Raw genomic sequence first — 25,099 nt, 5'->3', positions numbered from 1 at the left:
ACGAGAGGTCAGGCCTGAAACGCTCAATCTCGACCTCGCAGTACTTCACGTGGCGCCTTTGCTCGACTGATCCCGAGCGAGGAGGTTATCCATGTCCACAAACCATGTCGACCATCCGTTACAACCGGGCGACCGGGTCCCGAACGTTGAGTTTGATGCCATCTCGCACGAGGGGAAAATCGCACTTGATGATTTTCGTGGCCGCAGCCCGTTGTTGATCGGTTTGTTTCGAGGCCTGCATTGCCCGTTCTGCCGGCGCCATGTCGCCGCCATGTCATATCTCAACCCGGTACTACGTGAGAAAGGCGTCCAATCCCTGGCTGTTGTAAACACCCCGGTCGAACGCGCGCGACTCTATTTCCGTTACCATCCGATACCCGATCTTCTTGCTGCTTCCGACCCGGTACGGGCTTCGCACCAAGCCTTCGGCTTGCGCGAGGTCGGGATCGATACGCTCATGGCGATACGAATCGATCTTCCGGGCGAGTTGCCCGAGCCTATGGGCGTGAGGGCAATGGACGAATTTCTCAACGAGAAGGAAGGATATCAAATGACGGAAGCCGATCAGCAGATGATGACCGCCGACCATGGGCAGCTTGTCGGTCAGTTCCTCATCGACCGGGAGGGCATCGTACGGTGGAGCTTCACTGAAGCTCTGGAGCCCGGGCTACAAACATTCAAGGCACCGAATTCCCAGGAATTGATGTCGGTAGCTTCCCAAGTCGCACCTTGAGAGAAAAACTCGCTCGACGCCCACCGCCCGGGTGGTGAGTTCCGGAACTGCTGCGACCTTTTGCGGTAGAACACTCCGCATCACGCGGATATATAGATCACGCTGCGTTGGCTTTTTAGCGGTACCCGATGCCCAATTCTCACGATTCCCCAGGTGAAAGCGTTAGCAGCTCGATCTCGGGTCGCAATCAGACAGCAGATCCGGCAGCGCAAGCGGCCGCCTCGGATCCACCAGACATTACCAAAGTCGACGACCCGCAACCGCCCGACGGATCCTTCGGCCAAACCAGACAGGCCGCGAGCAATCTATTCCGGGCGCTGCGTCACGATTTGCGGGCAAGCGCCGCCTTGGCGAAGAGCAGGACGGCCGCTTCGCTTTTGAGGCGGAAGCTCAGGAGGTCGATGCGGCGGGCAGCCACATCGGCTCCAACCCAGTGGATGACCACTGCTCTGGCCAGAACCCGCCGCAGGATTCGCGATCGGCGCACCAATCCGGCTGAAAGCAGCCAGCCCCGGTCCCTTCTGGCGGGCTGGCGGAAATACGCTATTGGGTCGATCCTTCTTGTCTGCCTCCTCGTCGGCAGCGTGCTGGTGTGGGCATTGAAAGACGTGCCCTGGAGCGAGATCCGGGATGGAACGTTGAAGCCGGTCGTGGTGCTGGAAACCGCCGACGGCGCGCCATTGGTGAGACAGGGGCCTTATCAAGGTCCCTATGCGCGATACGACCAGTTTCCACCCCAACTGATCGATGCCGTGCTGTCGATCGAGGACCGCCGGTTCATGGATCATTTCGGCGTCGATCCGAGGGGCATCGGCAGGGCGTTTCTGCGGAACCTGGAGGCCGGCTCCGTGGTGGAGGGCGGCAGCACCATCACCCAGCAGCTCATCAAGCTGCAATATCTCGACAGCGACAGGACGATAAAACGAAAGATTCAGGAGCTTGTCATCGCCGTCTGGCTGGAGTGGAAGCTCGGCAAGCATGAAATCCTGACGCGCTATCTCAACAGCGTCTATCTTGGCGCCGGTGCGACCGGCATGCCCGCCGCCGCGCGCATCTATTTCAACAAGGATATCGGCGCCCTCAATCTGCCGGAGTCGGCAATGCTGGCGGGGTTGCTGCGGGCGCCCAGCCAATGGAACCCCATCGACAATTTCGAAGGCGCCCGGCAGCGCACCATGGTCGTTCTCGACGCGATGACGGCCAATGGCAAGATCACCGCGCCACAGGCGACGGAGGCCAAGACGAGCTTTGCCAAGCTGCACCCAACAACGCCGACGCCGCGCTCCGGCAGCTGGTTTGCAGACTGGATTTCGCCGCAGGCGAGCGAAATCGCCGGCTCCTCGCCAGGGTCGACGACGGTGCGCACCACGCTGGTGCCGCAGTTACAGCAGATCGCCGAGAGGATCGTGAAACGGTCTTTGGACGGCGAAGGAAAATCCGCAGGAGCATCGCAGGCTGCGCTGGTTGCGATGACACCGGACGGCGCTGTCGTAGCCATGGTTGGCGGGCGCGACTACAAGGCGAGCCAGTTCAACCGCGCCGTCACTGCGATGCGCCAGCCGGGCTCCACCTTCAAGCTGTTCGTCTACTACGCAGCATTGAAGGCTGGGCTCACCTTGTCCGACCAGATTCTGGACGCACCAATTGAAATCGACGGCTGGTCGCCGGAAAATTCCGGCGGCAACTATAGTGGGTGGGTGACGCTCGCCGAGGCGTTCGCGCGATCGCTCAATGCCGCGTCGGTATCGCTTGCCCAAGAGGTCGGTCTGGACAATGTGATTGCCGCGGCGCGCGAACTCGGCATCGATGCGCCACTGGCCAACACGCCGTCATTGGCGCTCGGTACCTCCGAAGTCAATCTGCTCAATCTCACCAGCGCCTATGCCTCCGTCCAGCTCGGCAAGGCCCCCATCAAGCCCTGGGGTATCATCGATTTCCAAGCGGCAGGGCAGCCCAATGCCTTTCGCGTTGGCGCACAATCAAAGCCGAATGTCGATCTTTCGCCCTACCAGTCCGATCTCCTCGGCCTCCTGCAGCTGGTGGTGGAGCGCGGCACCGGACGGGGAGCAGACCCAGGCACGTTTGCGGCCGGCAAGACCGGCACCAGCCAGAACAATCGTGATGCCTGGTTCGTCGGCTTCACGGACGCCATGGTCGTCGGTGTCTGGGTCGGCAATGATGACGACGCGCCGATGAAGGGGGTGACGGGCGGCGCCCTCCCCGCCCATATTTGGCGGGACTTCATCCGCGAGGCGACGATCGAGCCGACGCTCAACGGAGTGCGGTCGAGCGAAGCGGTCGTCGATGGTCAAGGCGCACCGCAGTCCTGCAACATCACCGCCTGCTCGCGCAGCTACCGCTCCTTTCGCCCATCCGATTGTACCTATCAGCCCTATTCGGGCGGCCGAAGGCTTTGCGAAAAGTGATCTGGTTCGGCAGAGATCCAACCGCGGGGACTACCTGCCAAAAGCGTTTTTCAGCGCATCGGCGACGACGCGGACGGAGGGGACGTCCTTGATATCGGCATGGACCACCAGCCAGACCTCTCTCGTCAACGGCCGTTCGGTCTCGATGCGCTGAAGACCGCTCGACTCCGCGACGGCGAAATCGGGGAGCATGACGACACCTGCACCAAGGCTTGCAGTTGCAGCCTGAAACTCCAAAACGGACGATCTCACAGCGATCGGCCGGCCGGCGGCCAGTTCGATCAGCCGCAATTGCTGCGGTGAGGCATTCATGGTTTCGTCGTAACCGATGAAGGTCCAGTCCGACGGCGGAACCGTTTCGAGATAGGTCTTCGATGCGTAGAGATGAAAGCTTGTCTCGCCGAGCTTGGCGATCGCGTAATCTCCGTCCTCCGGACGCGACATTCGCACGGCCACATCCGCCTCCCGCCTGTTGAGGGAGGCGAGGCGCTTTTCTCCGACAAGCGTGATCTCAACGCCGGGATGGTCTCGCCTGACGGCTGCGATCGGTTTTGCAAGCAGCATGCTCGAGAGCGCGGGAGGGGCACTGATCCTGACATGGCCGCGCAATTCCGTGGCGCTGCTGCGGCCGAGCTGCTCGATGGCGGCGGTCTGGACGGCGACGAGAGCCGCGTGCCTGGCGACCTGCTCTCCGTCCGAAGTCAGGATGATGCGGCGTCCGCGGCGGTCTGCGAGTTTGCGTCCGAGACTGGATTCGAGCGACGAAACGCGGCGACTGACGGTGGCATGTTCGACGCCGAGTTGTCTTGCTGCACCAAGCAAGGTTCCCGATTGCGCGAGCGCCAGGAAATGCCGAAGGTCGTCCCAATCGAGTTTTGTGAAATCTCTCCCAACCATTGTGCAGCAATAGGGAATTTTCACCCATCACGCCATCGCTTATTTTATCCGAAATAAGGAGAGCACGAGCGATGACCGACCAGATCATATGGCTGAAAGCGGCCGGCGACATCAATCAGTTCCATGTCGAGCAGCGCCAGTGTGACAGCCCCGGCTATGGCGAGATCAGAATCCGTCACGAGGCAATCGGAACGAACTTTCTAGACATTTATCACCGGAAAGGTATCTACCCGATGCCGTCCTACCCCGCGGTGATCGGCGCCGAAGCGGCTGGAATCGTCGAGGCTGTCGGTCCGGGCGTCTCGATGTTCGAAAGAGGTGATCGCGTCGCCTATGCCGGGCCTCCGGTCGGCGCCTATCGCTCCGCGCGCAACATCGCCGCTGAAAGGGCGATCAAGCTGCCGGATACCGTTTCGACAAAAACGGCGGCGAGTTCGCTCCTCAAAGGCATGACCGCCTACATGCTGTTGAAGAAGACCTATGATGTGCGTGCCGGAAACCACGTTCTGATCCATGCGGCTGCCGGCGGGCTCGGCAGCATCCTGGTTCGCTGGGCCAAGTCGCTCGGAGCCACGGTGATCGGAACGGTCGGTTCCTCCGAAAAGGCAGCCCTCGCCAGATCTTGTGGAGCCGATCACCTGATCGTCGGGCGCGGCGCTGATTTCGTCGCGGAAGTGAAGCGGCTGACGAACGGGCTCGGCGTCGACGTCGCCTATGACGGGATCGGCGGGGATACGCTTCTCAAAAGCATACAATCTGTCCGCCCATTCGGCATGGCTGTCACCATCGGTCAGGCCGCCGGCGCCATTCCACCGGTGCCTGTCGAGGAACTTCGCCCGGGCAAGGCGCTCTGCCATCCGAGCATCATGGCCTGGTGCGCCGACGTCGGACAGTATCGCGAAGCTGCTCTCGCTGCGATCGGGGCGATGGAATCGGGGATCGTTTCGCAGATCGGCGCCGAATACCGTTTGACCGACGTTGCGAAGGCGCACGAAGAGATGGAATCCGGGCGCGCGGCGGGCAGTATCCTGCTGATCCCTTGATGGTTCGAGAAAGAACACCGGCAGAAATCATGGATCGCCAGCGCTTCCGATCCGCGCGGCGGCCTTCGACGGCCTGATCCGGTCGCGCGATCCGCGGCGACCGGCTGGACGCGTCTATCCAAAAAATGGCATTATCTTATCCATTCATGCTATCTACAGCGGGAAAACCTCTTTCGATAGAGTGCCGCCATCGAGGTGGGCGATCGGCAATGGACTGGCCCGCGCCCTGCCTCGCAAAGACGCCGGCCTGTCTGGTCGGCGTCGAATGACGGGAAAGGATGAAAGACATGTCTACAGCCAACAAGCCACTGATCGCAGTCACGGGTGCAACGAGCAAACAGGGGCGGAGCGTCGTTGCGACGCTTCTTGAAAGCCAGCGTTTCCGCGTCCGTGCGCTCACTCGAAGAAAGGATTCGCCCGAAGCCTTGCGTCTCGAAAAACTCGGCGCGGAAATCGCCGCCGTGCCCCTCGAGCTCGGCCTTCAGAAGGAATTCGCTGCGGCATTCAAGGGCGCGGATGGCGCGTTTCTGATGACGCCGCCGATCGCTCCGCCGCAGACGACCGAAGCACCTCTCGGCCGGCAACTGGCGGACGCTGCCGTGGAGGCCGGCTTAGGACACATTGTCTTCAGCACGCTGGAGAATGTCGACAAGATCACCGGTGGGACGAAATATGCGCCGCATTTCACCGACAAGGCGCGCGTTGCAGATTACATACGCGGCCTGCCGATTTCTCATTCCTTCGTCATGCTGGCATTCTTCTACACAAACCTTATCGAGTATTATGCGCCGCGGATGGAAGGCGACACCCTGCTCTTGCCGATTTACCTTCCGGAAGATTTCCGGGCGCCTTTCGTCGATCCGCTGACGGCGACGGGGCCTGTCGTCCTGGAGATTTTCTCAAATCCTGAGCGCTACAACGGCAAAACGCTGCCGGTCGTCGGCGATATCATCTCTCCGCGGGAGATGGTCGAGACCTTCCAGCGCGTCACCGGCCTCAAGGCTGAGTATCGAGATGCTTTCACCAGGGGTGGCCTGCTCCACTATTTTCCGGAATTCGCCGCCAACGAACTTCTCGTTCGAGAAATTCTTGGGATGGTCGAATATGCTGTCGAGTATGGCTATTTCGGCAAGGAACACGATCTCGAATGGAGCCGGCGGCTGAATCCCCAGACGCTCGACTGGGAGCAGTTTCTGCGGGCAACCGGATGGCGTGGCGACAAGCGGTCTTTCGGAGGTTGAATCAGCGGTTCTTACGACGGCCGGATTCCCGGCAGCTTGGCAACCTCGGCGGCAAGAAAGTCGACGAGGAGCCGAACGCGGGCAATGGCTGCACGCTCCGGAACAATCAGCAAGCTTAGCGGAACCGGCGAAGGCCGATAGTCGCCAAGCACCACTTCAAGCCGGCCGTCGTCCAGCAGATCTTGAACCAGCCAGAGATGTGTAGGACCGATGCCGCGTCCGGCGGCAAGAGCTTCGCGCGCCGCAAGCCCGTGATCGACACGCAGCCGACCGCCGACCGGGATCATCAATCTGGCGCCATCGGGGGCGGAAAGAACGAGCTGGTTGCTGCCTGCCACATTGGACATCACGATGGTTTCGTAGCGTGACAGATCGGCCGGACGCTCCGGCCGCCCCCGGGCGGACAAATAGGCCGGAGCGCCAACCAGCAGCCGCTGGCTCTCTCCGACCGCATGAAGTTTCATCGAGCTGTCGGCGAGAGGTCCAAGGCGAAGCGCCACGTCAATGCCTTCGCGAACCAGGTCGATGCGTTCGTCCGTCAGGTTGAGGTCGATGCGGATGTCCGGATGCCTGTCCTGGAAGTCGAAGATCATACGCGTGACATGCATCACACCGAGCGCTGCCGTACAGGAAAGCCGAACAGCCCCCGCCGGAGCCTGACGGGCATCTCTGGCTTCCTCAGCGGCCTGTTCGACCAGGCGCAAGATCTGAAGGCAGGTGGTATAATAGCGACTGCCCTCCTCCGTCAGGGTGACGCGGCGGGTGGTGCGGCTGAGCAGCGGCACGCCGACAGCCTCCTCGAGTTCATTGAGGTGCCGCGTCACGGTGGATTGGCCGAGGCCCAGCTCCTTTGCGACCATTGACAGGTTGCCGCGCTCAGCGACCCGCACGAAGGTGCGCATCCTGTCGAAAGACAATCCGGTCTTATCCATTCTTAAGCACAGTCGTTGCCATCCGCTCCATATACGGAATAATCCTGACTGTGCCCAGACCTCAAGGCGCCCCACTTCCATCATCGCGGCACGTGCCAGATTATCGCGTCGAACCGCGCGGCACGATGGAAAAGCCGCAATTGACCCTGTCTTCCCGGGGCGGCTCATCATGAATGGCATGCAGCAGCATGTCGGCGACGTGGTAGCCGATGTCCTGGCGCGGGATGTGCACCGTCGTCAGCGACGGCTCGATGAATGGCGAAAATTCCAGGTCGTTGAAGCCACAAATGCCGACATCCTCCGGCACGCGGATGCCGCGCGCCTTGCATTCGATCAGCACGCCGAAGGCCAGTTCGTCGCTCTGGGCAAAGACGGCATCGACATTGGGCACGCGATCGAGCAGGCGGGAAAACAGCTCTCTGCCGAGGCTGATACGGCTCGGCGCATCGCCGCCGATGATGAGATCCTCGTGGAAAAGGCCGGCTTGCCGCATCACCGCCTCATAACCCTCAATGCGCCGGCGCGAGCGGACATCGGCGCCGCGACCGATGAAGGCGATCCGACTATAGCCCCTCGACAACAGGAACCGGGTGGGCTCGGCGCCCGCCATATAATGATCGAGGCCGACGACCAGGCTTTGCGGCTCCTGACTAAGATCGGTGACATGGGCGATGGGACAGGGGGCGCTCGCCAGCAGCGGCAGAAGATCGCCGTAGTACTCGGCGCCGGCGATGATGACGCCGGCCGGCTTCTGGGTCAGGATGGATTTCAGCAGGCCGGCTTCACCCTCGCCATGGTGCAGCGTGCTCGAATATTGCACGGTGAACTCCGTGCCGCGGAAACAATCCTCGATACCGATCATCAGGGCGGCGAAGCCGTACTGGTGCAAGGCGGGAGTGATGACGCCGACAATGCCGTTGTGGCGGCCGGCCAGCGCCCGGGCGGCAAGATTGGGGATATAGCCCATCTCCTCGACCGTGCGCAGAATCTCCTCGCGCAGATCCTCCGAGACGATTTCCGGATTGCGCAATGCACGCGAAATGGTGATCGGGCTCACGCCCACCTTCTTCGCCACGTCGCTCAGCTTCACATGCATCCCGCGCTCGGCTTTCCGCCCCCGCTCAACCGAATTCTTCATCGCCCCTCATATACCGTGGGCCAGACGCGCCTGCGGCCGATTCCCCGGTCATGACTTCCTGACGAAGAAATATTTTAGAGTCCACTAACTTTTATAGCCGCAACAGGTTCCGGAGATCCGACTTTGCCGAAGCGAGCGGGACCGCCTTTATCAGGCGAGACGGCCGGCAGTTGGCGGGGAACGCGGCGGCTGGCGCGGGCATCGGCGACGGATGTTAAACTTCAGTAATGTCTTACAAATCGGCAATATCAACATGATCAATATTTAATTTGTAAAGCCATCCGGCGTGATCATATTTAATCCCGAGCGCGAATTCTTCCCCCCTCCCCGATCGTCGCCTCCCGGCGATCCGCGCCGGCGAACGGAGGAATTGGCGCACCTCATCCGACGCCAGGTCCCAGACATGGAACTACGACGCCGTCACAAGCCAATGTTCTCGCAAGGGATAACCACCATGTCACATATTCTCAGCAAACATCGCACAGCAGCACTTGTCGGGGCCGCCATCATCGCCGGCGCGGCATGCCTTCCCTTCGCCGTCAATTCGCCCAGCGCCTTTGCCGCACCATCGGACACGGGCGGTATTCTCGCCCCGAGCGGCTCCTTCGCCTCCGTCGTCGACGCCGACAAGCCTGCCGTCGTCACCATCACCACGACGATGAAGACGACGGATGTCAGCGCCGAGCAGGAATCGCCGATGGACGAGCAGTTCCGCCAGTTCTTCGAGGATCAGGGCATTCCCCTGCCACGCCCGGCCCCGCAACAGCGCGGCTCCCAGCATGCGATGGCGCTCGGCTCCGGATTCATCGTCAGCCCGGACGGCCTGATCGTCACCAACAACCATGTCATCGACAATGCGCTCGACATCAAGGTGACGCTCGACGACGGCACCGAGCTGCCCGCCAAGCTGATCGGCGCCGATCCGAAATCCGATGTCGCCGTGCTGAAGGTCGAGGCAGGCAAGCCGCTGCAGACCGTCGCCTGGGGCGATTCCGACAGGCTGAAGCTCGGCGATCAGATCCTGGCGATCGGCAACCCCTTCGGCATCGGCACGACGGTAACGGCAGGCATCGTCTCGGCCCGCGGCCGCGACCTGCATAGCGGGCCGTATGACGATTTCATCCAGATCGATGCGCCGATCAACCACGGCAATTCAGGCGGTCCGCTCGTCGATCGCGAGGGCAAGGTCGTCGGCATCAACACCGCCATCTACTCGCCGAACGGCGGCAGCGTCGGGGTCGGTTTCGCCATTCCCTCCGACGAGGCCAAGGCGATCGTCGCCAAGCTCGAGAAGGATGGTTCGATCAATCACGGCTATCTCGGCGTGCAGATCCAACCGGTCACGAAAGATGTCGCCGACGCCGTGGGCCTCGACAAGACAGGCGGCGCGCTGGTGGCCGCCGTCTCCGCCGATACGCCGGCGGCCCATGCCGGCCTGAAGCCCGGCGACATCGTCACCTCGGTCGGCGGCGAGACCGTCAAGACGCCGAAGGACCTGTCGCGTCTCGTCGCCGATCTTTCACCGGGCACGCAGAAATCGCTCGGCGTCTGGCGCGACGGCAAGACCATCGATCTCAACGTCACCGTCGGCGCCAATGCGGATGGCCGGAAGCAGGCTGCGGCGACAAGCCCGGAAGCGCAGGGCCACGCCTCCGGCCAGCCGAGCCTCGGCATCGGCCTTGCCGACCTGACGCCCGATGTGCGTCAGCAGCTCAACCTGCCGCGCTCCGTCAGCGGCGCGGTGGTCGCCAGCGTCAATCCGGATAAATCGGCCGCCGCCGCCGGCATCCAGTCGGGCGACGTCATCGTCTCGGTCAACGACCGACCGGTGCACAATGCCCGCGACGTCAAGGCCGCAATCGCCGAAGCCGGCAAGGCCGGCCGCAAATCCGTGCTGCTGCTCGTCGAACGCGACGGGAATAAAACCTTCATCGCCGTACCCTTCAACACGGCCTGAGGCAATCCCAGGGAAGAGCCCCGCGAAAGCTGGCTCAATTTGCTGACAAAGTCTCTTCCGTCATGCTCGGCCTTGTGCCGAGCATCTGACCACCTTAAATGTTCCAGTATAAAATCTTTTATTTTCAAGGGCTTACTTTGACGTGCGCAGATCCTCGGTACAAGGCCGAGGATGACGTCAGGATCTATGGCTATCCGGCTGCGGCACAGAGCTGCGGCCGGCCCTTGAAGCATATGGTAAATGGCGGCATTTCCCCTCGAAAAACCGACAGACCGCCGGTTTTTCGTTCCGAAAAGAGACACTGAAACAGGGTGTTGCGCCATTGCCTGACAGGGCCGCCGATGGCAGTCAACTACCGCTTTACCAATTAACCCTACTGGCTTACCTTAATATCAGCATCAACTTGAATACATCCCGCCCTGTGACATCGTGTTTTCATAATCGCTAATTTGTTCCGGCACGGCGCACCGGAACGGTGACTCGCTTTTCCCGAGAGGGACCGGCTTCGTGCATCGAGCAGCGCCGCAACATTGAACGGAGGGTATGCCATGAATAACGTGGTGGAATTTCGCGCCAAATGCCCGAACGACGCAAGCCTGGCCGACTGCCGGGAGGCGCTTGAACCGCAGGTGATGAAGATCGTCGCCGAGGCCGTCGGCAGGGGCTATCCAGCGGCCGAAGCGGCCATGGTGGTCGCCGATATCGCCGACGACTATATCCTGATGCTGTCGCGCGAGCTGCGGAAATAATGGCGCGGCGTGCGCAGATCCGCACGCCGACAAGCCGGAAATGAGGGAATCAGTGGACCGCGCAGCGCCTGCCGGGGTAGCAGGGGTACAGGAGACGAGACCGGCCACGCGGCCCGGCGATCCTAACGCCGGATAATGCCGGAAGTTCCGGCCCGGCGTTATCGCCATTTCGGCTGGGGCGGCGGCGCATTGGCCCGGATCTCATGCAGCGGTGCGTGAGACCCGAGTAGCTTTTTCAGCTTCTTCTCCTCCGCCGGGCCAATCCCAAACTTGCGGCAATGCTCGGCAACGTCATGCTCCCGAGGCCCCGGAACGCGAACTTGGCGGTTGCTCATGCTCTTCATGTTCGTTTCCTCCTTGAAGGGGATAACAAACAACCGGCATTTTTGTTCGTTAGAAAAGTCTAATTTTAGTAAGGGGCGAAATACGGCAATATATCAGCGGAGCTGACGCCGTTATGCTGCGTTTGACTTGCCAGCATTCGCCGTCAGTCGATTGCCAACCGCAAGGATGGCGCTCAACTGATCTTCAGCCAATGCCTGAGTGCCGCCACAGCCCCGTCGCTGGCATAGGCAATGACCCCACCCGTCGTCAGCCCGGCGAAGGCAATCAGCCCTGAGATGCCATAGCCGATCGACTTCATCCGTTTCCACTCTTCGAGCGCCGGGCCGACCGTCTCCTGGTTCTTGTCGACGGTATCCTTGAGCGTCAGCATCTCGGCGCGGATCTGCACGTCCGCTCCGCCTGTCATCGCCACTCTCGTATCGAGATGGGCGATCTGCCTTGCCTGTTCGTCGAGCCGCTTGTGGATCACGGCTCGACCCTCATGGCCATTGGCTTTTTCGTCGCTCATCTCCTGGCGCAGCAGCGCGACGTTTTCCTCGATGCCGGTCAGCCTTCCCTCGACGCGCCCGAGCGCGCGCAGGATATCGTCGTTGGATGTCATGGCAGGCCACCTCAGGAATTGAATTTCAGCTTTTCGGACTGGACAATGCCGCTCGAAATCCGGTCGATGATAATCGGCTGCGGATGGATGAAGGAGACCGGCGAAAGCTCCCCGACAGACGGCGCAGGACGCACTACGGAGCCAATCGGCATGACGACGGCGCTCACGCCTTGATAGGTGATGACGTTGCCGGCGATGCTGGCGACGACCTGCGTGCTCAAGCGCGCCAGGCCGTCCGGGCCGGAATAGATGTGCAGCGTCTGCTCGGGCCTGAAGATGCTCGCATCCGCGACGACAATCTGGTTATAGGTGGCAACGCCGTCAGTTCCGGCCTGCGCGGTCAATGTCGTGCTCGCAAGCTCCAGCATGCCGGGCCAGACACCGCCTCTGGAGGGGGAGACCCAGGCTGCGTAAGTATCGATTGCCGCGTCGCAGCAAGCCGATGTCTGCGCAAGAATATCATCGCGAAGCCGCCATTTGCCGGAAGCGTCCGTTCCATCCGACGGCCAGCTGTTGTTGGTTCCATAGACCTGATACTCGGCCCTGAGGCCGAGATCGTTGCAGGTGATCGTCCCGGTCGCCGGCGAAGTGCCGCCGGCGAAATTGTAGGTGAAGGTGTTGGCGTCGACGACCGATATTACATAGCTTCCATTGTAAGCGGTCGGCGTTGCTCCCGAGATACTGACGGTCTGGCCTGTCGCAAGTCCGTTGAGGCCGCTTGCGATGGTCGCCGTGGCGACCGTGCCGACCGAGGTCAGCGTGATGTTGCGTGTGATCGTCGTCCGCCCGAGCGGCGGGAAGGCGACGATTCTGGCGCCAGAATATTCGCGGTGATCAAGGACTTTCGACCGCAGAAATTCACTCCAATGCCGATTCGAAATCTGCGAAGACGAATTGTTCAAACGTCGGTCCAAAACGCCCCTCCACCCTCCGTCATCCCAGGCCTTGAGCCTGGGATCCATGCCCGCCCCTGGTGGAGCCCAGCGTGGATCCTCGGGTCAAGCCCGAGGAGGACAGAGCAAGGGGTGGGCATGGTGCCACACCCACAGTGGTGTTCGATGACGCCGGCCGGAAAGCCCTGGCGAATGACGCACGCCATCGAAGCGTCGCCGGCCTTCGCCGTCGACATCACCTTTGGATTCAAATCTCGCAGCTTGGATTTACGGTAGGAATTAAATGATCCGCCGGGGGGTGATCAAGGACTTTCGAGCGTAGAAATTCACTTGGATGTCGATTCGAAATCAGTGGAGGCGAACCGGTCAACGTTGGTCCAAAACGCCCCTCCACCCTCCGTCATTCCAGGGCTTGTCCCTGGGATTCACGCCGATGCTGGTGGAGGCCAAGGTGGATCCTCGGGTCAAGCCCGAGGAAGACGAAACAAGGGTGAACGCTGCGCCAAACCCCGCGGTGGTGCGATACCATCCAACGTGAGCGAGGAATATACTATCAACAGGCTGCCGATCACAGAAGGAGGAGTCTGTGAACACCACCGTCTCAGGACTTCTTCTTTGCCTCGCCACTTTTATCGGCGTGCACCTGTCCGCGAACCCGGCCGATGCCGAGGAACTGGTGCGGTTCGAAAGCGCCCCCGTCAAGCTCAGCCCGTTTCGCATCCGCAAGGCCCTCGAACAGGGAGAAATTCTCTCCCAACCGCAGGGCACGCCGTTGCTCGGCTATCTATCCCGCCCTGCCGGCGACGGCCCCTTCCCGGCGGTGGTCATCCTGCATGGCTGCGATCACCTGCGTTTGAGCGTCAAGGAGCTTTGGCCGAAACGGCTGGTGAGATGGGGCTATGTCGTGCTTGTCGTCGACAGCTTCACCACCCGCAAGCTCGCCGACACCTGTCGAAGCGCTCTGCCCGAGCGCGTCTTCGATGCCTATGGCGCTTTGGACTTTTTATCGAAATCAGGCTTCGTCGATATCCGGCGCGTCGCCTTGATGGGCTTTGCGGCCGGCGACACCGCGGCGCTGGACGCCACGAAGACCGACGGCAACGAGCAGCTTATGGAGCGCAAGTTCAGGGCGGCGGTTGCCTATTATCCCGCCTGTGACGCCGATCGCGGCGACCCGACAGTACCGACCCTGATCATGACTGGCGAGAGAGACAATTGGAGCCGGGCCGAACGATGCCAGAAGAGGCTTGCCCGCCTCAGCGACAATGCCCCGCCCGTCGAGCTCAATGTCTACAAGGGCATCTATCACAATTTCGATGCGCCGGAGTTCATGGTGGGACGGAGAGTGCTGGGTCATATCGAAAAATACGACGCCGACGCCGCGGCGAAGTCCATGCGCAGCGTTTACGCCTTTCTACGCAAGTACCTGGCAAACTAAGCCTGCCTGATCTCAGGAGGATCGATCGCGGCGCAGCTCCCCCCAACCTCCGCCATTCCAGGGCCTTGGAGCCTGGATGCCTCCCGCCGGTTGCCCGGCATTTACCGGCACCCCAACCTCCGTCATCCGAGGCCTTGAGCCTGGGATCCATGTCCGCTGCCGACGTGGATCCTCGGGTCAAGCCCGAGGAGGACGGAGTGTGAGGCGATCTCTGCGGCAAATCAATCCAGGGCGATATTTACGCTCCGAACTGAACGCCTAAACCTCACTCGGCCGCCCTGACGTTGCCTGGCTCGCCGAGGACGTGAACGCCTCTTCGGCGCTCGGCACTTTCCCCTCCGGCGTCAGATCGTCGACGGCCTTCGGAAGATCGCGGCTCAGCCGCCCGAGGATCTCCTGATGCGAGAGGCCGGTATTCCTGGCGATCTCGTCCAGGACATCCGGGCCGAGGGCTGTGGCAAGTTCGCCGTCATTGATGTCGGCATTCTGGCCGCGGCGCACCCAGGATTCCATCTTGTCGCCCTGGCCGTTCTGCTGAAAGGTCTTCAGGAGGTCGCCGAGGCCGCCGCTGACGATGCTGCCGGACGTCAATCCACCGAGAAGGCCGCCCAAGCCGCCCAAACCACCCCCGGAACCGGCCAGTCCGCCGAGAATGCCGCCGAGCCCGCCTGATGGCTGGCCTCCGGCGCCTGCCTGCTGCGGGTTCTGGAGGCCCCGCAGGAGCTCCCGGATCTTGTCCCTGTTCTGGTAACCGGCAACGGCAAGAACGGCGAGAAGCGCCTTCATTTGACCGCTCATCATGATGAAATCCTCCTGTGGTGCTCCGTGGGTTCAAGCCAGTCGGAGCGCTGTATGGGCGCAATGTTCACAAAGTTGGAAAGCTCCCCGCCGGCGGGCGCAAGATCCCGTGCCGGCGGCATTGTTCGACTGTCTCAAGGCCGCATCAGATTTCCGGGCAACCGCGCCGGTTGGCGAAGATCATCCGATCCGGCCCGCGGCGGGTCATGCCCTCGACGACGATGCTGCGCGGCGACATGCGCACGACTCGGGCCCGGCGCAGGCCTTCGCTGCGGGCGATGTCGAGCGCATCGTCAGGATCGCAGCGTCGCGGTCCCCGCGGTCGTAATCGCGATCACGGTCACGGTCGTAGACGCCGACGCCGCCGGGGCCGATGCGCAGCTCCATATCCTGGGCGGCGGCAATCGTCGGTGCGATCGTCAGGCCGGTCATGGAGGCCAGGCCGATCAACACGAACTGAAGAGACTTATGCATGGATTCCTCCCATGGCCTTGTTTGCTTATCGCCATACCAACATCGCCATCGGGATTTTGTTCCGTGAGGCCGGAGGAGCCTGCGGGGAGAAAGCAAGGGCCTGCACGACAGCGCGGAGCCGCTCAGCGTGCTCGGGCGTGATGCTCCAGCCAGGCGACTGCGAAGCTGCAGATCGAGGCCGCATCGACCAGCACCGATGGCGCGTCTCCGACTGGACCCTGTGTGCCCTGCCCGCTGGCGAGAAAGGCGCTGACGATCCGGGCGAAGTAATCGCTTTCGAGGCCAGGCACGACCGGGTCGCCGGTATCGAATTCCTCGAGCATGCGCCATACCACGCCTGCTGGCGTGGCAAAGGGCACCTCGTAGCGGCGCAGGCGCTTGTTCGGGATTTCAGCCAGATGCTCGGCATGGTGGAGAAGGGTCATCGTGTCGAGCGGGGCTCCGGCTATGAGGACCTTGCCGCCGGCCGCCACGAGTTTGGCGAGCGGCGAGCCATCGCCATAGCCGTAATCGAGCGGATGATCGGCGGTGAGCCAGTCGGCCCTGACGCCGATCGCCGCGACCGAGGCGCCCGGATTGCCGCTGCGCCGCGCCCCTGGCGTGGTTCGAAGGAATTCCGGGAAGATGCCGTTATCGCGGATCGCCCGGGAACTGATGGGATCGAAAGGCGCAATATGGTCGCGCCATTCGAAAGGAACGCGGCCGTTCTCGTCGAGCAGTTCGTCATAGGCGCCGTTCCAGTCCGCATAGGCGACGATGGTGCCCGACGGGCCGACGACATCGCGCAGCGCATCGATGAACATGTCGGGACCGTTGAGCAACCGCCCCAGTCTGCTCATGGCGGCATGCACCATGACCATGTCGCCGGCGCGAAGTCCGAGCTTTTCCAGATCCTTGCTGAGCGAGAGACGGGTGTGAAAGTGCGGAGCGGTCATCGGCCAACGATCAGCAGGACACGACCCGGAGTCAATGCTCCCGGGCGGACCTCAGGGCACCATCGCTCGCGATACCCTGCTGCCGCTCACGCGCCTCCTGCCTCCGCGCCCGCGGCGGGCTTCCGTTTGGTGCACCGCTTTCAAGGACATGAACCTGGTGGTCATCGATGACGGTCCGTGGAAGCCTCCCTGCGGCCGCCGGTATGGATCTTCTACCGCCGATCGGTGCCCCCTGGGCCATCCTTGCGATCTATGAAAGCTTCGGCTTCATCCACCACGCGTTCCTTGATGGCATCGTGAGCATCGGACGCAACGTCCACGGCCTTGTGATAGACTTCCGACGCTACCTCTTTGCCTTGCGAGACGACGTCCTGGGCCTGATGACTGAGGCTATCTCTCGTGCTATCTGCGGCTTCGCCGACCAACTCATCCTCGGTATCGGTATGGGGCAGCGCCGCGCCGATCGCTGCACCGACCGCGAAAGCCAGGGCACCGCCGACGAGCGGCTGGTCGCGGAAATGGGTGAGGATCGACTCGTTGAGTCTGCTCGTTTGCTCCTGAAGACTGGTCGCCGCCGAAGAGGATCGGCTCGACAGCGAGCTCGCCGCGTCAGACGCACGGGCGCTGAGGTCGCTCGCGGCGCTTTTCGCCTGCTCCCATTTCTCCGCCGCCCAGCCGGTTGCCGCGTCGAGCATTGCACCAGTCTCGTCGGCGATCTGATTGATCTGCTTTCCGCTGGCGTCGGCGAAGCCACGATAGGTCTTGCCCGCCTCGTCCATGAAATGGCCGGCACGACCTCCTGTTTCGTCAGTCAACGCTTTCAACCTCTTGCCGGATTCATCGGCAAAATGGCTGTAACGGGCTCCGTTTTCCATTGCCGGCGGGCCAATCCGGCGAACCCGTCCAGTCGCCGGGTAAAGCGGGTATTCAGGATCCTTGCTCCAGGTCGCCGTGTCGCCTGATGAAGGACTGCCTTTTGCCATGAGCCAGGCGAGGCTCACGCCCATCAGCGCGACCGGCAGAGGGTTCGCCTTGAGGGCGTGGCCAAGATTGCTGACATACTCTGCGCCGCCGCTTCCCTTGGCATATGCGATGACCTCATCGATGAGTTGGCCCGGCGACATCCGTTCCTGAATCGCGTCAATCCGATCTCCTATGCGGCGGCGGTCTTGGTCGATCTCCCACTGAAGCTCGGCCGATGTTTTTTCCGTTGAATTTTCCATCAGATTTTGTCCTTCACAACATCGACGTCGCGGCGAAGCGAAGTCGCAGTACGATCCAGTTTCATGTTGTTGGCGCGAAGCGCGGCGAGGCCCCGGGCGACCAAGCCCCAAGCGATCCCGGCAATGATGATGCCGACGATCAGAGAGGCGAGCGCACTGGCAGTGGTTTGGGTAAAACCCTGTGTCACGAGGAAGGCCGCGAGCCCGCCGACAAGGGCACTCAGCAAGACGCCGACTGCCCCGATCGCCAGGACCACTCCGAATAGGAGAACCTCCACGCCGCTGAGCGCCTGCGAAAATTTTTCCGAGGCTTCCGTCTTGGCAAGGTCGATTTCCTTGCGGAGCAGGCCCGTGACATCACCCAAGAGGCCACCGACGAGCTCGGAGAGGGGTGTGTTCTCTGAAGTTTTAGCCATTGTTCTCACCTCCGGTCGTTGCGGCGCCGGGGCGCAGGCCAATCGACGGTTCGCGCGGCGCGGCAGCTGTTTGCCTTTTCGCGGAGGCTGTCAGGAAGCGGCTTGCCGCCAGGCCCGCAAGTGCGGCGATCCCGAGAAAGGCGAGCGGTTGCTTGCGCCCGAAATCCTCGGCCATGGTGGCGATTTCGCCGATGTCCTTGCCTTCCATCCGCCGAGCGACGGTCTGCACGCTCCGCCCGATTTGCCTGGCGTATCGCCCGACCTCAGCCTGACCGGAGCTTTCCATTTCGGCGCCAGCTTTCTCAAGTGCCGTTGCAACGCCGCCAACCTGGCGAGCAGCGAAGCTGGTGCGTTCGGAAATGACTTCCTTGGCTTTCTCGACGGCCGTGTCGGCGCCTTCCTTGATCGCTTCCTTGGCCGCGGAAATGTCTTCGCTCACCTTCGCTTCCAGATCGGAAACGGACGTGCGCGTTCCCGGCGAAGAACCAAAGGCTGGGGATGAGGACGGTGTCTGCGCCGTTGCGCTTCTTCCTGCCGGATCTGTGAAATCGTTTTGCATGTCTAACCTCCCATGTCGTGGCGGCGACTGCCGCAGCCCCGAACCACGGGTGCCCCGCTTTGTTCCGCAAATGCCAAACGTTCCGCTTCGGCATGGCTCAGATCTGCGACTGCAATGAAGCAGCGCCGTCCTCGGCTCCTTCTTGATCTTTGGCAGGCGTGACAATGGACGCTGCGACGTAACGCTCCTCCCTGTCGCCATCGTTGAAGTAGTAGACGGCGAGCAGGGATCCCTCCCCGCGTTTTACCATTCTGGGATAACCGAGATCAGCCGTGCCGCCGTCGCTGCGGATGACCTTCTCGGCGCCCCATGTCTGGCCGTCATCGAAACTCATGCGCATCCGGATACCAAATGGCGGATCACGATAGCCGTAGACGAGCAGCAGCATGCCTTCGATGCGTCCGAGCGCTGGCGGGTTGCCATTGCTGCCGGTGTCGCCGACAATGCAGCCTTTCCGTGTCCAGGTCTTCCCTTCGTCGTCGGAGGTGAAGGCTTCTATCCAACCCTTGCCACCACCCCTCCCCATGCAGCGCGTCAAGGTCAGCATGGCGCCACCGGCAAGCGCCACCGATGCCGGCATGATCGAATAGCCCTCAGGTTCCGGGCCGACAAAGCCTTGAAGGACGAAGCTGCGCCCGCCGTCGGCAGTGCGCGCGCAGAACACCCTGCCTTCCGAACCGTCCTCTTTGGAGGTGCTGAGCATGAAGAGCGCATGTTCCCTGCCAAGAGGCACGATATCGGTGCGCGCCGAGATCGGAAGGTGCAAACCGGTGAAACGATACGGACCCTGCCATGTCAGGCATCGATCCCGGCTGACATAGAACCAGCTGACCGCGTCGCCCTCTACATCGGTTCTGGCGCACATGACGATCGTCTCGGGATCGAGAAAGTCTATGGGTTCATCCAGACGGGCGAGGTCATCACGAACCGACAGATGCGGACGGATCTTGAGATCGGCGTTCAGGTGCTCATCGGCCGAAAGCGAGAGCCCACCGGGCACCCGGCCGCAGAACGGCTCGTCCATCCATGTCAGTCCGCCGTCGAGGCTGCGTGCCTGCCAGGGTACGAATGGATAATCACGGTCCAGTTCGTGAAATTCCCCCTTCGCTCCGAGTTTGCCGCGCGCGAAGACGACAACGATTTCCTCACCCCAGGACCAGAGGCCATAATTTGCCGGCCAGCCTGCGAACTCGCCCTGTCTCCTGTAGATTTCAATATGGCGGAATTGCATGTTCATTGGGGCTTCCGCTGTCATAGCGTCTCGACTGGAAGTGCCCGCACGAGCAGTTCATCCTGGCCGAGCAGCCGTTCGAGTTCGCGACGGTATTGGCGCCACCACGCCCGATCGAGACTGCCCACCATGACTTCGATCACGATGACGGTATCTTCTTCAGTGCCCTCGTCATTGGACCAAAGCCCTTTTGCGGGGGAATTGAGATAGGCCGTCACACCGCCATGGCGCTCCGTCATCTCGCGCTGAATTGTCGCGATAATGTCTCCGATGTCGATCGTCGCTTGCGGCGCTGCCGGAATAAACAACTGAATCAAATGCATGTGGAATTCTCCTCGTCTCGCAAACTTCGCAGATCTGACGAGGTTCCAGCCCGGCTCTAAATCTGGTGCGATGTCATGGTGTCGGCTCCGCGCCGAAATCGCCGAGATCCGTCGGACGACAAGGAAAGCGGCAGCAGGCGGTGGTCGCCTTCGTGCAAGGTGCTCCGGGCCGCGGTGGCGAGCCCAGACGCAAGGTGCCGTCATAGGGCTGATCAAGCATCCCTTTTCAGTTCATCCCGAAGACAGATACCAATTAGTCTTGACTCATCAATTAGTCACGACTATTGTGTTTACATGATCGAGACCACCCCAATTACCACCGTCATGCGCGCCCTTGCCGATCCTACCCGGCGGGCGGTGTTCGAGCAGATCGTCCTCTCCAAGGAGATCACCGTCGTCGAACTGACACGGGCGAGCACCGTCACTCAGGGCGCCGTCTCGCAGCACCTCAAGGCGCTGAAGCAGGCGGGCCTCGTCGCCGAGCGCCCCGAGGGCCGCAATGTCTATTACCGCGCCGAGCCCGAAGGCCTTGCGCCGCTTGTGGACTGGATGAGCCATTACGGCACCTTCTGGCGCGAACGTTTTGCCGATCTCAGAACCTTGCTGAAGGAAATCGATCCATGACCGACACCGCATTGAAGTCCGACACGCAGGAGATCGTCGTCGACGGAGTGTTCCCGCACGCGCCGGAAACCATCTGGAAAACGCTGACGTCAGCCGAGCTGATGGGCCGCTGGCTGATGATGCCGGCGGGCTTCGAGCCGGTCGAAGGCAAGCGCTTCACCTACCAGACGACGCCGGCCGGCGCCTGGGACGGCACCATTCACTGTGAGGTGCTGGAGGTGAAGCCGAATGAGCGTCTCTCCTATGCCTGGAAAGGCGGACATGCCGAAAATGCCGGCTACGGCTCGCCGCTCGATACCGTCGTCACCTTCCTTCTCTCCAGGACGGAAAACGGCACACGGCTGCGCCTCATTCATTCCGGCTTCCTGCTTCCGAGGAATGAAACCGCCTTCCAGAAGATGGGCGAAGGCTGGAAGAAGGTCGTGAAGAATATCGGCGCCCTCGCCGGCAGCGAGGACTGATCCGGCAGCAGCCACATCACAAATTTGTTCAGGAGAAAGCAATGAGCAAGCCTTATACCGGCGGCTGCGCCTGCGGCGCCATCCATTACGAGATTTCGGCCGAGCCGATTGCGATGAACGACTGCCAGTGCCGCGACTGCCAGCGGACGAGCGGCACCGGCCACGGATCCTATCTGACCTTCCCAAGCCGGCAGGCGGTGAAGCTTGAAGGAGAGGCCAGCCACTGGCAGATGGTCGCCGACAACGGCAATGTCAAAACGCGCGGCTTCTGCCCGGCCTGCGGCGCGCCTGTTTACCTGACCTTCTCATACATGCCCGATTTCTTCACGATCCACGCCGCCAGCCTCGACGAGCCCGAGCGATATCAGCCGCAAATGGCAACCTACACCGTGCGCGGACTCGCCTGGGATCGGGTCGACCCTGACGTGGCGAAATTCGAAAAGATGCCGCCGATGTGAGGCTGGCGCAGCGCCCGCAAAATGGTCTCTCGGGTGCTCGGTCGCGAGCGGGGAAGGTCCCGCTCACGACATCGTCGCTTAGCCACCGGGGTCGAGTTTTTTCGTGCGTTGCCGATCCAGCATAAATTGTCTTTGACATTTCTCCGCATAGAATATAACCATATGGCTATATAGCTGATTGGTGATGCATGGACGACAGGCTTGATGCGATTTTTTCCGCCCTCTCCGATCCTACGCGGAGAGCAATTCTCGCGCGGCTTGCCAGTGGCAAGGCGACCGTCGCCGAGCTCGCCGATCCCTTCGCGTTGTCTCAACCCGCCATCTCAAAGCATCTCAAGGTCCTGGAACAGGCCGGGTTGATCCGCTCCGGCCGGGAAGCGAATTCGCGTCCCCGCATCCTGGAGCCGGCAGCCTTGAAGACAATTGCGGATTGGATCGCCGATTACAGGCGCTTCTGGGATGAAAGCTTTGATCGTCTCGATGACTATCTGTCCAAGGTACAAGGAAACGAAAATGGCCAAACCCGAGACCGAAACAGACAATAGCCGTGACTTGGTTCTCGTGCGAAGGTTCGATGCTCCATGCGATCTCGTTTTTGGGGCATGGACCGACCCGAAAGCCCTGGTGCAATGGTGTGGCCCTCACGGCTTCACGGCGGTCGGCGACAGGCTGGAAGCCTGGCCAGGCGGCAGACACCGCGCCTGTCTGATTGCCCCGGATGGAGAAGAGCATTGGGTCGGCGGAAGATATCTGGAGGTCGAGCCGCCGCACAGGCTTGTCTTCACCCATGCCTGGGAGACCGCAACCGGCGAAACCAGCCCCGAAACGATCGTCACCATCACCTTCAGGGAAAGCGACGGCGGCACGGAAATGACTTTTCGGCAGAGCGGATTTGCCAGCGCATCCTCGCTTGAGGGTCATGAATCCGGTTGGTCTCAAAGTTTCGAACGATTGAACTCTTTTCTGGGAACCGCCGAAGGGCAAAATCATGGGTAAGGCGGCGATGAAGCTCTACTATTGCGAGACGCTCAATCCGCGAAAGGCATGCGCCGCCGCGCGTCTTCTTCAAGCCGACGTCGAGTTCGTCAGGGTTGACCTGGCGAGCGGAGAACAGCGAACCGCGGAATTCCTGGCGCTGAACCCGAACGGGAAAGTCCCGGTGCTGCAGGAGGAGGCCGGGACCTTATGGGAAGCGAACGCCATCATGTGCAGGCTGTCCGACACAGTCGCGTCGGATTTCTGGCCGCATGACCATCGGCAGATCGACGTGCTGCGCTGGTTGAGCTGGGATGCCAGCCATTTCACCCTGCATGGAGCAACGCTGTGGTTTGAAAGTTTGATCAAGCCGTTGTTCGGCGGGAAGCCTGACGTCGCCGTGATCGAAGACGCGAAGACGAGTTTTCGGCTCCATGCCCGGGTGCTCGACGATCATTTGGCCGAGAACAGCGTCGCCGTCGGGAAGACACTGACCGTTGCCGATTTCGCACTGGCAGCTGCGCTTCCTTATGCAACCGCTGCCGACATACCACTCGCCGAATTCCGGCATATCCAGAAGTGGTACGCACGGCTTGAAGAACTGGATGCTTGGCAAAACCCTTTTCCAGCCTGAGAGGCACGCGCCAAGGGCTATTGCGGTTTGATAGGTGTTATCGCCGAAGCCCCGCTGAGGACATCTTCGTCTCTCGACCTCTTCTCCGCAGCAACGATTCGTGCCTATATTGCCGCTATGCCGAGCACACCACGCCGTAATAGGCCGCGTTGCTGCAAAGCGTCCTGGGCATTGCCAAACCGGCGGGTACATTCTGTCGTGAGCACCACAAAGTACTTGCTGATCTTGCCGCTGATGGCGGTCATCGCCTACATGGCGATCGTGGCTCTGGTCTATTTTTCGCAGGCAAGACTGCTTTATCCCGGAGCCGGCGCCACACCTGCTCCGGACCACCCGAGTTGGGGCGAGTCGGTCCACGTCAAGACGCCCGACGGCGAGATGCTTCAGGGATTGTACAGCCAGGGCGACAGCGACAAGCCCTGCGTGCTCCTGTTTTTCGGAAACGGTGACCGCGTCGACAATTACGCGTTTCTCGCTCGGGCGCTGGCCGCGCGCGGGATCGGCTTGCTGGCGATTTCCTATCGCGGCTATCCCGGATCGACCGGCTCACCCAGCGAACAGGGGCTGCTGACCGACGGCATCGCCGCATTCGACTGGCTTTCGGCACACGCCGGAAGCGAGATCGTCGTGCTCGGCCGGTCACTTGGCACCGGCGTCGCCGTGAACACCGCCGCGAAGAGGCCTGCCGCCGGGGTCATTCTTGTATCGCCGTACCTGTCGGTTCTGTCGGTTGCGCAGGCGCGCTATCCGTTCCTGCCGGCTGAAATTCTTCTCAAGGATCCGTTTCGCTCGGACCTCAACATAGGCAAGGTCAGACAACCGAAGTTGTTCCTCCACGGCAGGCTTGATGACAGCATCCCACTGTCTTCAGGGCAGGCGCTGTACGAGATCGCACTCGAACCCAAGCGAATGGTGATCTATGACAGTGCGGGTCACAACGACATCTTCAGCGATAGCCTGGTCGGCGACGTGGTCCGTTTCGTGGAAGCGCTGAACGGAAGCGGTCCCAGATCCCGTCAGGAACAGGAGCCGGTTCCCGGCGTGATCGAGCGATAGATGGCTTGACTGTGTGATCAGCAGACAGTTAGCGCTTTTGGCGTCACGCACCGCCACCACATAATCGTTTCGCTTTTTCAGATTGAGGGCCACGCATGCGCGGCCTACGCATGCGCCGGCCGCCAATGCGGATAGGTGACATAGGCGGTGAGCGCGCCCTCCTCATGCGAGCGGATCGTCACGGTCTCGCCCTTCGGCATATAGACGATCTCGCCCGGCCCGGCGCTGACCGTTCCCGCCTCTGTCGAAACCGAAAGCCGCCCTTCCAGAACGATCATGACATCGTCGACCGCCATCGTTTCGGTCAGGCTCTGACCTGGCGCGTAGTGTCCGTAACCGATGGTGATCGGCCCGCCATGCCGCTCATCGACGAGATTGCCGACGCGGATGTCTGCCTCCTGCCCGGGGGAACGCTCCAGCGAAGCGTCAGCAATCGTGAATTTCTGCATCTTCATCGTCATCCTCCATGCCGCCGGCTTAGGTAACGCGGAAATCTCCTGCGCCAGGTCCGCAGCGTGGCGCGCGCCACGAAAGCCCCG

General features: G+C 61.5%; 28 protein-coding genes and 1 pseudogene. 14 read left to right on the top strand and 15 right to left on the bottom strand.

Going from position 1 to position 25,099, the window contains the following annotated elements; genetic code table 11:
- Positions 1-91 precede the first annotated feature (91 nt).
- Both PH551_RS10715 and PH551_RS10710 read left to right on the top strand, forming a co-directional pair.
- A complete protein-coding gene (locus PH551_RS10715) occupies positions 92-733 on the top strand; it encodes a peroxiredoxin-like family protein (protein ID WP_285192975.1) in 642 nt (213 codons plus the stop codon).
- Positions 734-1,278: 545 nt separating this feature from the next.
- A complete protein-coding gene (locus tag PH551_RS10710; protein WP_285193138.1) occupies positions 1,279-3,159 on the top strand; it encodes a PBP1A family penicillin-binding protein in 1,881 nt (626 codons plus the stop codon).
- Between the two features lie 30 nt (positions 3,160-3,189).
- On the opposite strand, the gene PH551_RS10705 is transcribed toward PH551_RS10710, so the two are convergent.
- Entirely contained in the window at positions 3,190-4,056 is an 867-nt protein-coding gene (locus PH551_RS10705) for a LysR family transcriptional regulator (protein ID WP_285193137.1), read from the bottom strand.
- Between the two features lie 71 nt (positions 4,057-4,127).
- Here PH551_RS10705 and PH551_RS10700 point away from each other — a divergent pair, with 71 nt between their 5' ends.
- Both PH551_RS10700 and PH551_RS10695 read left to right on the top strand, forming a co-directional pair.
- Positions 4,128-5,099 carry a quinone oxidoreductase family protein gene (locus tag PH551_RS10700; RefSeq protein ID WP_285192974.1) on the top strand — a complete coding sequence of 324 codons (972 nt, stop codon included), beginning with the start codon at positions 4,128-4,130 and terminating at the stop codon, positions 5,097-5,099.
- A 287-nt stretch (positions 5,100-5,386) separates the two neighbouring features.
- Positions 5,387-6,340: an NmrA/HSCARG family protein gene (locus PH551_RS10695; RefSeq protein ID WP_285192972.1), complete on the top strand. Its 954-nt coding sequence runs from the start codon at positions 5,387-5,389 to the stop codon at positions 6,338-6,340.
- 11 nt (positions 6,341-6,351) lie between these two features.
- Here the strand turns inward: PH551_RS10695 and PH551_RS10690 are convergent, their stop codons facing one another.
- The gene (locus PH551_RS10690) at positions 6,352-7,272 is read right to left on the bottom strand and encodes a LysR family transcriptional regulator (protein WP_285192971.1); all 921 of its coding nucleotides are present in this window, start codon (positions 7,270-7,272) and stop codon (positions 6,352-6,354) included.
- Positions 7,273-7,372: 100 nt separating this feature from the next.
- A complete protein-coding gene (locus PH551_RS10685) occupies positions 7,373-8,410 on the bottom strand; it encodes a LacI family DNA-binding transcriptional regulator (protein ID WP_285192970.1) in 1,038 nt (345 codons plus the stop codon).
- A gap of 454 nt (positions 8,411-8,864) precedes the next feature.
- Between PH551_RS10685 and PH551_RS10680 the strand changes: the two genes are divergently transcribed.
- Both PH551_RS10680 and PH551_RS10675 read left to right on the top strand, forming a co-directional pair.
- The gene (locus PH551_RS10680) at positions 8,865-10,367 is read left to right on the top strand and encodes a DegQ family serine endoprotease (protein WP_285192969.1); all 1,503 of its coding nucleotides are present in this window, start codon (positions 8,865-8,867) and stop codon (positions 10,365-10,367) included.
- 548 nt (positions 10,368-10,915) lie between these two features.
- The gene (locus tag PH551_RS10675) at positions 10,916-11,116 is read left to right on the top strand and encodes a hypothetical protein (RefSeq protein WP_285192968.1); all 201 of its coding nucleotides are present in this window, start codon (positions 10,916-10,918) and stop codon (positions 11,114-11,116) included.
- 158 nt (positions 11,117-11,274) lie between these two features.
- On the opposite strand, the gene PH551_RS10670 is transcribed toward PH551_RS10675, so the two are convergent.
- The 3 genes from PH551_RS10670 to PH551_RS10660 all read right to left on the bottom strand — a co-directional run bounded on the left by PH551_RS10670 (position 11,275) and on the right by PH551_RS10660 (position 12,976).
- Entirely contained in the window at positions 11,275-11,460 is a 186-nt protein-coding gene (locus PH551_RS10670; RefSeq protein WP_082240273.1) for a hypothetical protein, read from the bottom strand.
- A 173-nt stretch (positions 11,461-11,633) separates the two neighbouring features.
- Positions 11,634-12,062: a DUF1515 domain-containing protein gene (locus PH551_RS10665; protein WP_285192967.1), complete on the bottom strand. Its 429-nt coding sequence runs from the start codon at positions 12,060-12,062 to the stop codon at positions 11,634-11,636.
- An 11-nt stretch (positions 12,063-12,073) separates the two neighbouring features.
- On the bottom strand, positions 12,074-12,976 hold the full coding sequence (locus tag PH551_RS10660) for a hypothetical protein (protein ID WP_350223851.1): 903 nt from the start codon (positions 12,974-12,976) through the stop codon (positions 12,074-12,076).
- Positions 12,977-13,541: 565 nt separating this feature from the next.
- On the opposite strand from PH551_RS10660, the gene PH551_RS10655 reads away from it, so the two are divergent.
- On the top strand, positions 13,542-14,393 hold the full coding sequence (locus tag PH551_RS10655; protein WP_285192966.1) for a dienelactone hydrolase family protein: 852 nt from the start codon (positions 13,542-13,544) through the stop codon (positions 14,391-14,393).
- Positions 14,394-14,651: 258 nt separating this feature from the next.
- On the opposite strand, the gene PH551_RS10650 is transcribed toward PH551_RS10655, so the two are convergent.
- From PH551_RS10650 to PH551_RS10615, 8 genes and pseudogenes are all read right to left on the bottom strand, one after another.
- Positions 14,652-15,194, bottom strand: a complete 543-nt coding sequence (locus tag PH551_RS10650) for a YidB family protein (RefSeq protein WP_285192965.1) — start codon at positions 15,192-15,194, stop codon at positions 14,652-14,654.
- Between the two features lie 142 nt (positions 15,195-15,336).
- Positions 15,337-15,665, bottom strand: a pseudogene (locus PH551_RS10645) (hypothetical protein).
- A gap of 122 nt (positions 15,666-15,787) precedes the next feature.
- The gene (gene aac(3) / locus PH551_RS10640) at positions 15,788-16,600 is read right to left on the bottom strand and encodes an aminoglycoside 3-N-acetyltransferase (protein ID WP_285192964.1); all 813 of its coding nucleotides are present in this window, start codon (positions 16,598-16,600) and stop codon (positions 15,788-15,790) included.
- A 212-nt stretch (positions 16,601-16,812) separates the two neighbouring features.
- Complete coding sequence (locus PH551_RS10635; RefSeq protein ID WP_285193136.1) at positions 16,813-17,823, bottom strand: DUF3618 domain-containing protein; 1,011 nt, start codon at positions 17,821-17,823, stop codon at positions 16,813-16,815.
- On the bottom strand, positions 17,823-18,239 hold the full coding sequence (locus tag PH551_RS10630; protein WP_285192963.1) for a phage holin family protein: 417 nt from the start codon (positions 18,237-18,239) through the stop codon (positions 17,823-17,825). Before PH551_RS10630 ends, PH551_RS10635 begins: the two co-directional genes overlap by 1 nt.
- The gene (locus PH551_RS10625) at positions 18,232-18,798 is read right to left on the bottom strand and encodes a nutrient deprivation-induced protein (RefSeq protein WP_285192962.1); all 567 of its coding nucleotides are present in this window, start codon (positions 18,796-18,798) and stop codon (positions 18,232-18,234) included. The genes PH551_RS10630 and PH551_RS10625 overlap by 8 nt, the downstream gene beginning before the upstream one ends.
- Before the next feature lie 97 nt (positions 18,799-18,895).
- The gene (locus PH551_RS10620; protein ID WP_285192961.1) at positions 18,896-20,035 is read right to left on the bottom strand and encodes a sialidase family protein; all 1,140 of its coding nucleotides are present in this window, start codon (positions 20,033-20,035) and stop codon (positions 18,896-18,898) included.
- A 14-nt stretch (positions 20,036-20,049) separates the two neighbouring features.
- Positions 20,050-20,352 (bottom strand): hypothetical protein, encoded by a 303-nt coding sequence (locus PH551_RS10615; RefSeq protein WP_085777335.1) that lies wholly within the window; start codon positions 20,350-20,352, stop codon positions 20,050-20,052.
- Between the two features lie 294 nt (positions 20,353-20,646).
- Between PH551_RS10615 and PH551_RS10610 the strand changes: the two genes are divergently transcribed.
- From PH551_RS10610 to PH551_RS10580, 7 genes are all read left to right on the top strand, one after another.
- Complete coding sequence (locus PH551_RS10610) at positions 20,647-20,976, top strand: ArsR/SmtB family transcription factor (protein ID WP_097601500.1); 330 nt, start codon at positions 20,647-20,649, stop codon at positions 20,974-20,976.
- The gene (locus tag PH551_RS10605; RefSeq protein ID WP_285192960.1) at positions 20,973-21,437 is read left to right on the top strand and encodes an SRPBCC family protein; all 465 of its coding nucleotides are present in this window, start codon (positions 20,973-20,975) and stop codon (positions 21,435-21,437) included. Before PH551_RS10610 ends, PH551_RS10605 begins: the two co-directional genes overlap by 4 nt.
- A 41-nt stretch (positions 21,438-21,478) precedes the next feature.
- Positions 21,479-21,895, top strand: coding sequence for a GFA family protein (locus PH551_RS10600; RefSeq protein ID WP_210628765.1), 417 nt, complete (start codon positions 21,479-21,481; stop codon positions 21,893-21,895).
- Positions 21,896-22,083: 188 nt separating this feature from the next.
- Positions 22,084-22,440, top strand: a complete 357-nt coding sequence (locus PH551_RS10595; protein WP_285192958.1) for an ArsR/SmtB family transcription factor — start codon at positions 22,084-22,086, stop codon at positions 22,438-22,440.
- Positions 22,409-22,891 (top strand): SRPBCC family protein, encoded by a 483-nt coding sequence (locus tag PH551_RS10590; protein ID WP_285192957.1) that lies wholly within the window; start codon positions 22,409-22,411, stop codon positions 22,889-22,891. Before PH551_RS10595 ends, PH551_RS10590 begins: the two co-directional genes overlap by 32 nt.
- Positions 22,884-23,504 carry a glutathione S-transferase family protein gene (locus PH551_RS10585; RefSeq protein WP_285192956.1) on the top strand — a complete coding sequence of 207 codons (621 nt, stop codon included), beginning with the start codon at positions 22,884-22,886 and terminating at the stop codon, positions 23,502-23,504. Before PH551_RS10590 ends, PH551_RS10585 begins: the two co-directional genes overlap by 8 nt.
- A 198-nt stretch (positions 23,505-23,702) precedes the next feature.
- On the top strand, positions 23,703-24,560 hold the full coding sequence (locus tag PH551_RS10580; protein WP_285192955.1) for an alpha/beta hydrolase: 858 nt from the start codon (positions 23,703-23,705) through the stop codon (positions 24,558-24,560).
- 104 nt (positions 24,561-24,664) lie between these two features.
- On the opposite strand, the gene PH551_RS10575 is transcribed toward PH551_RS10580, so the two are convergent.
- A complete protein-coding gene (locus PH551_RS10575; protein WP_285192954.1) occupies positions 24,665-25,015 on the bottom strand; it encodes an AraC family ligand binding domain-containing protein in 351 nt (116 codons plus the stop codon).
- Positions 25,016-25,099: the final 84 nt, after the last annotated feature.

Source organism: Rhizobium atlanticum (assembly GCF_030182485.1).
In the GTDB taxonomy this organism is placed as follows: Bacteria; Pseudomonadota; Alphaproteobacteria; order Rhizobiales; family Rhizobiaceae; genus Rhizobium.
Note: the sequence above shows the minus strand (reverse complement) of the source record. Positions and strands in the feature narration are given on the sequence as shown.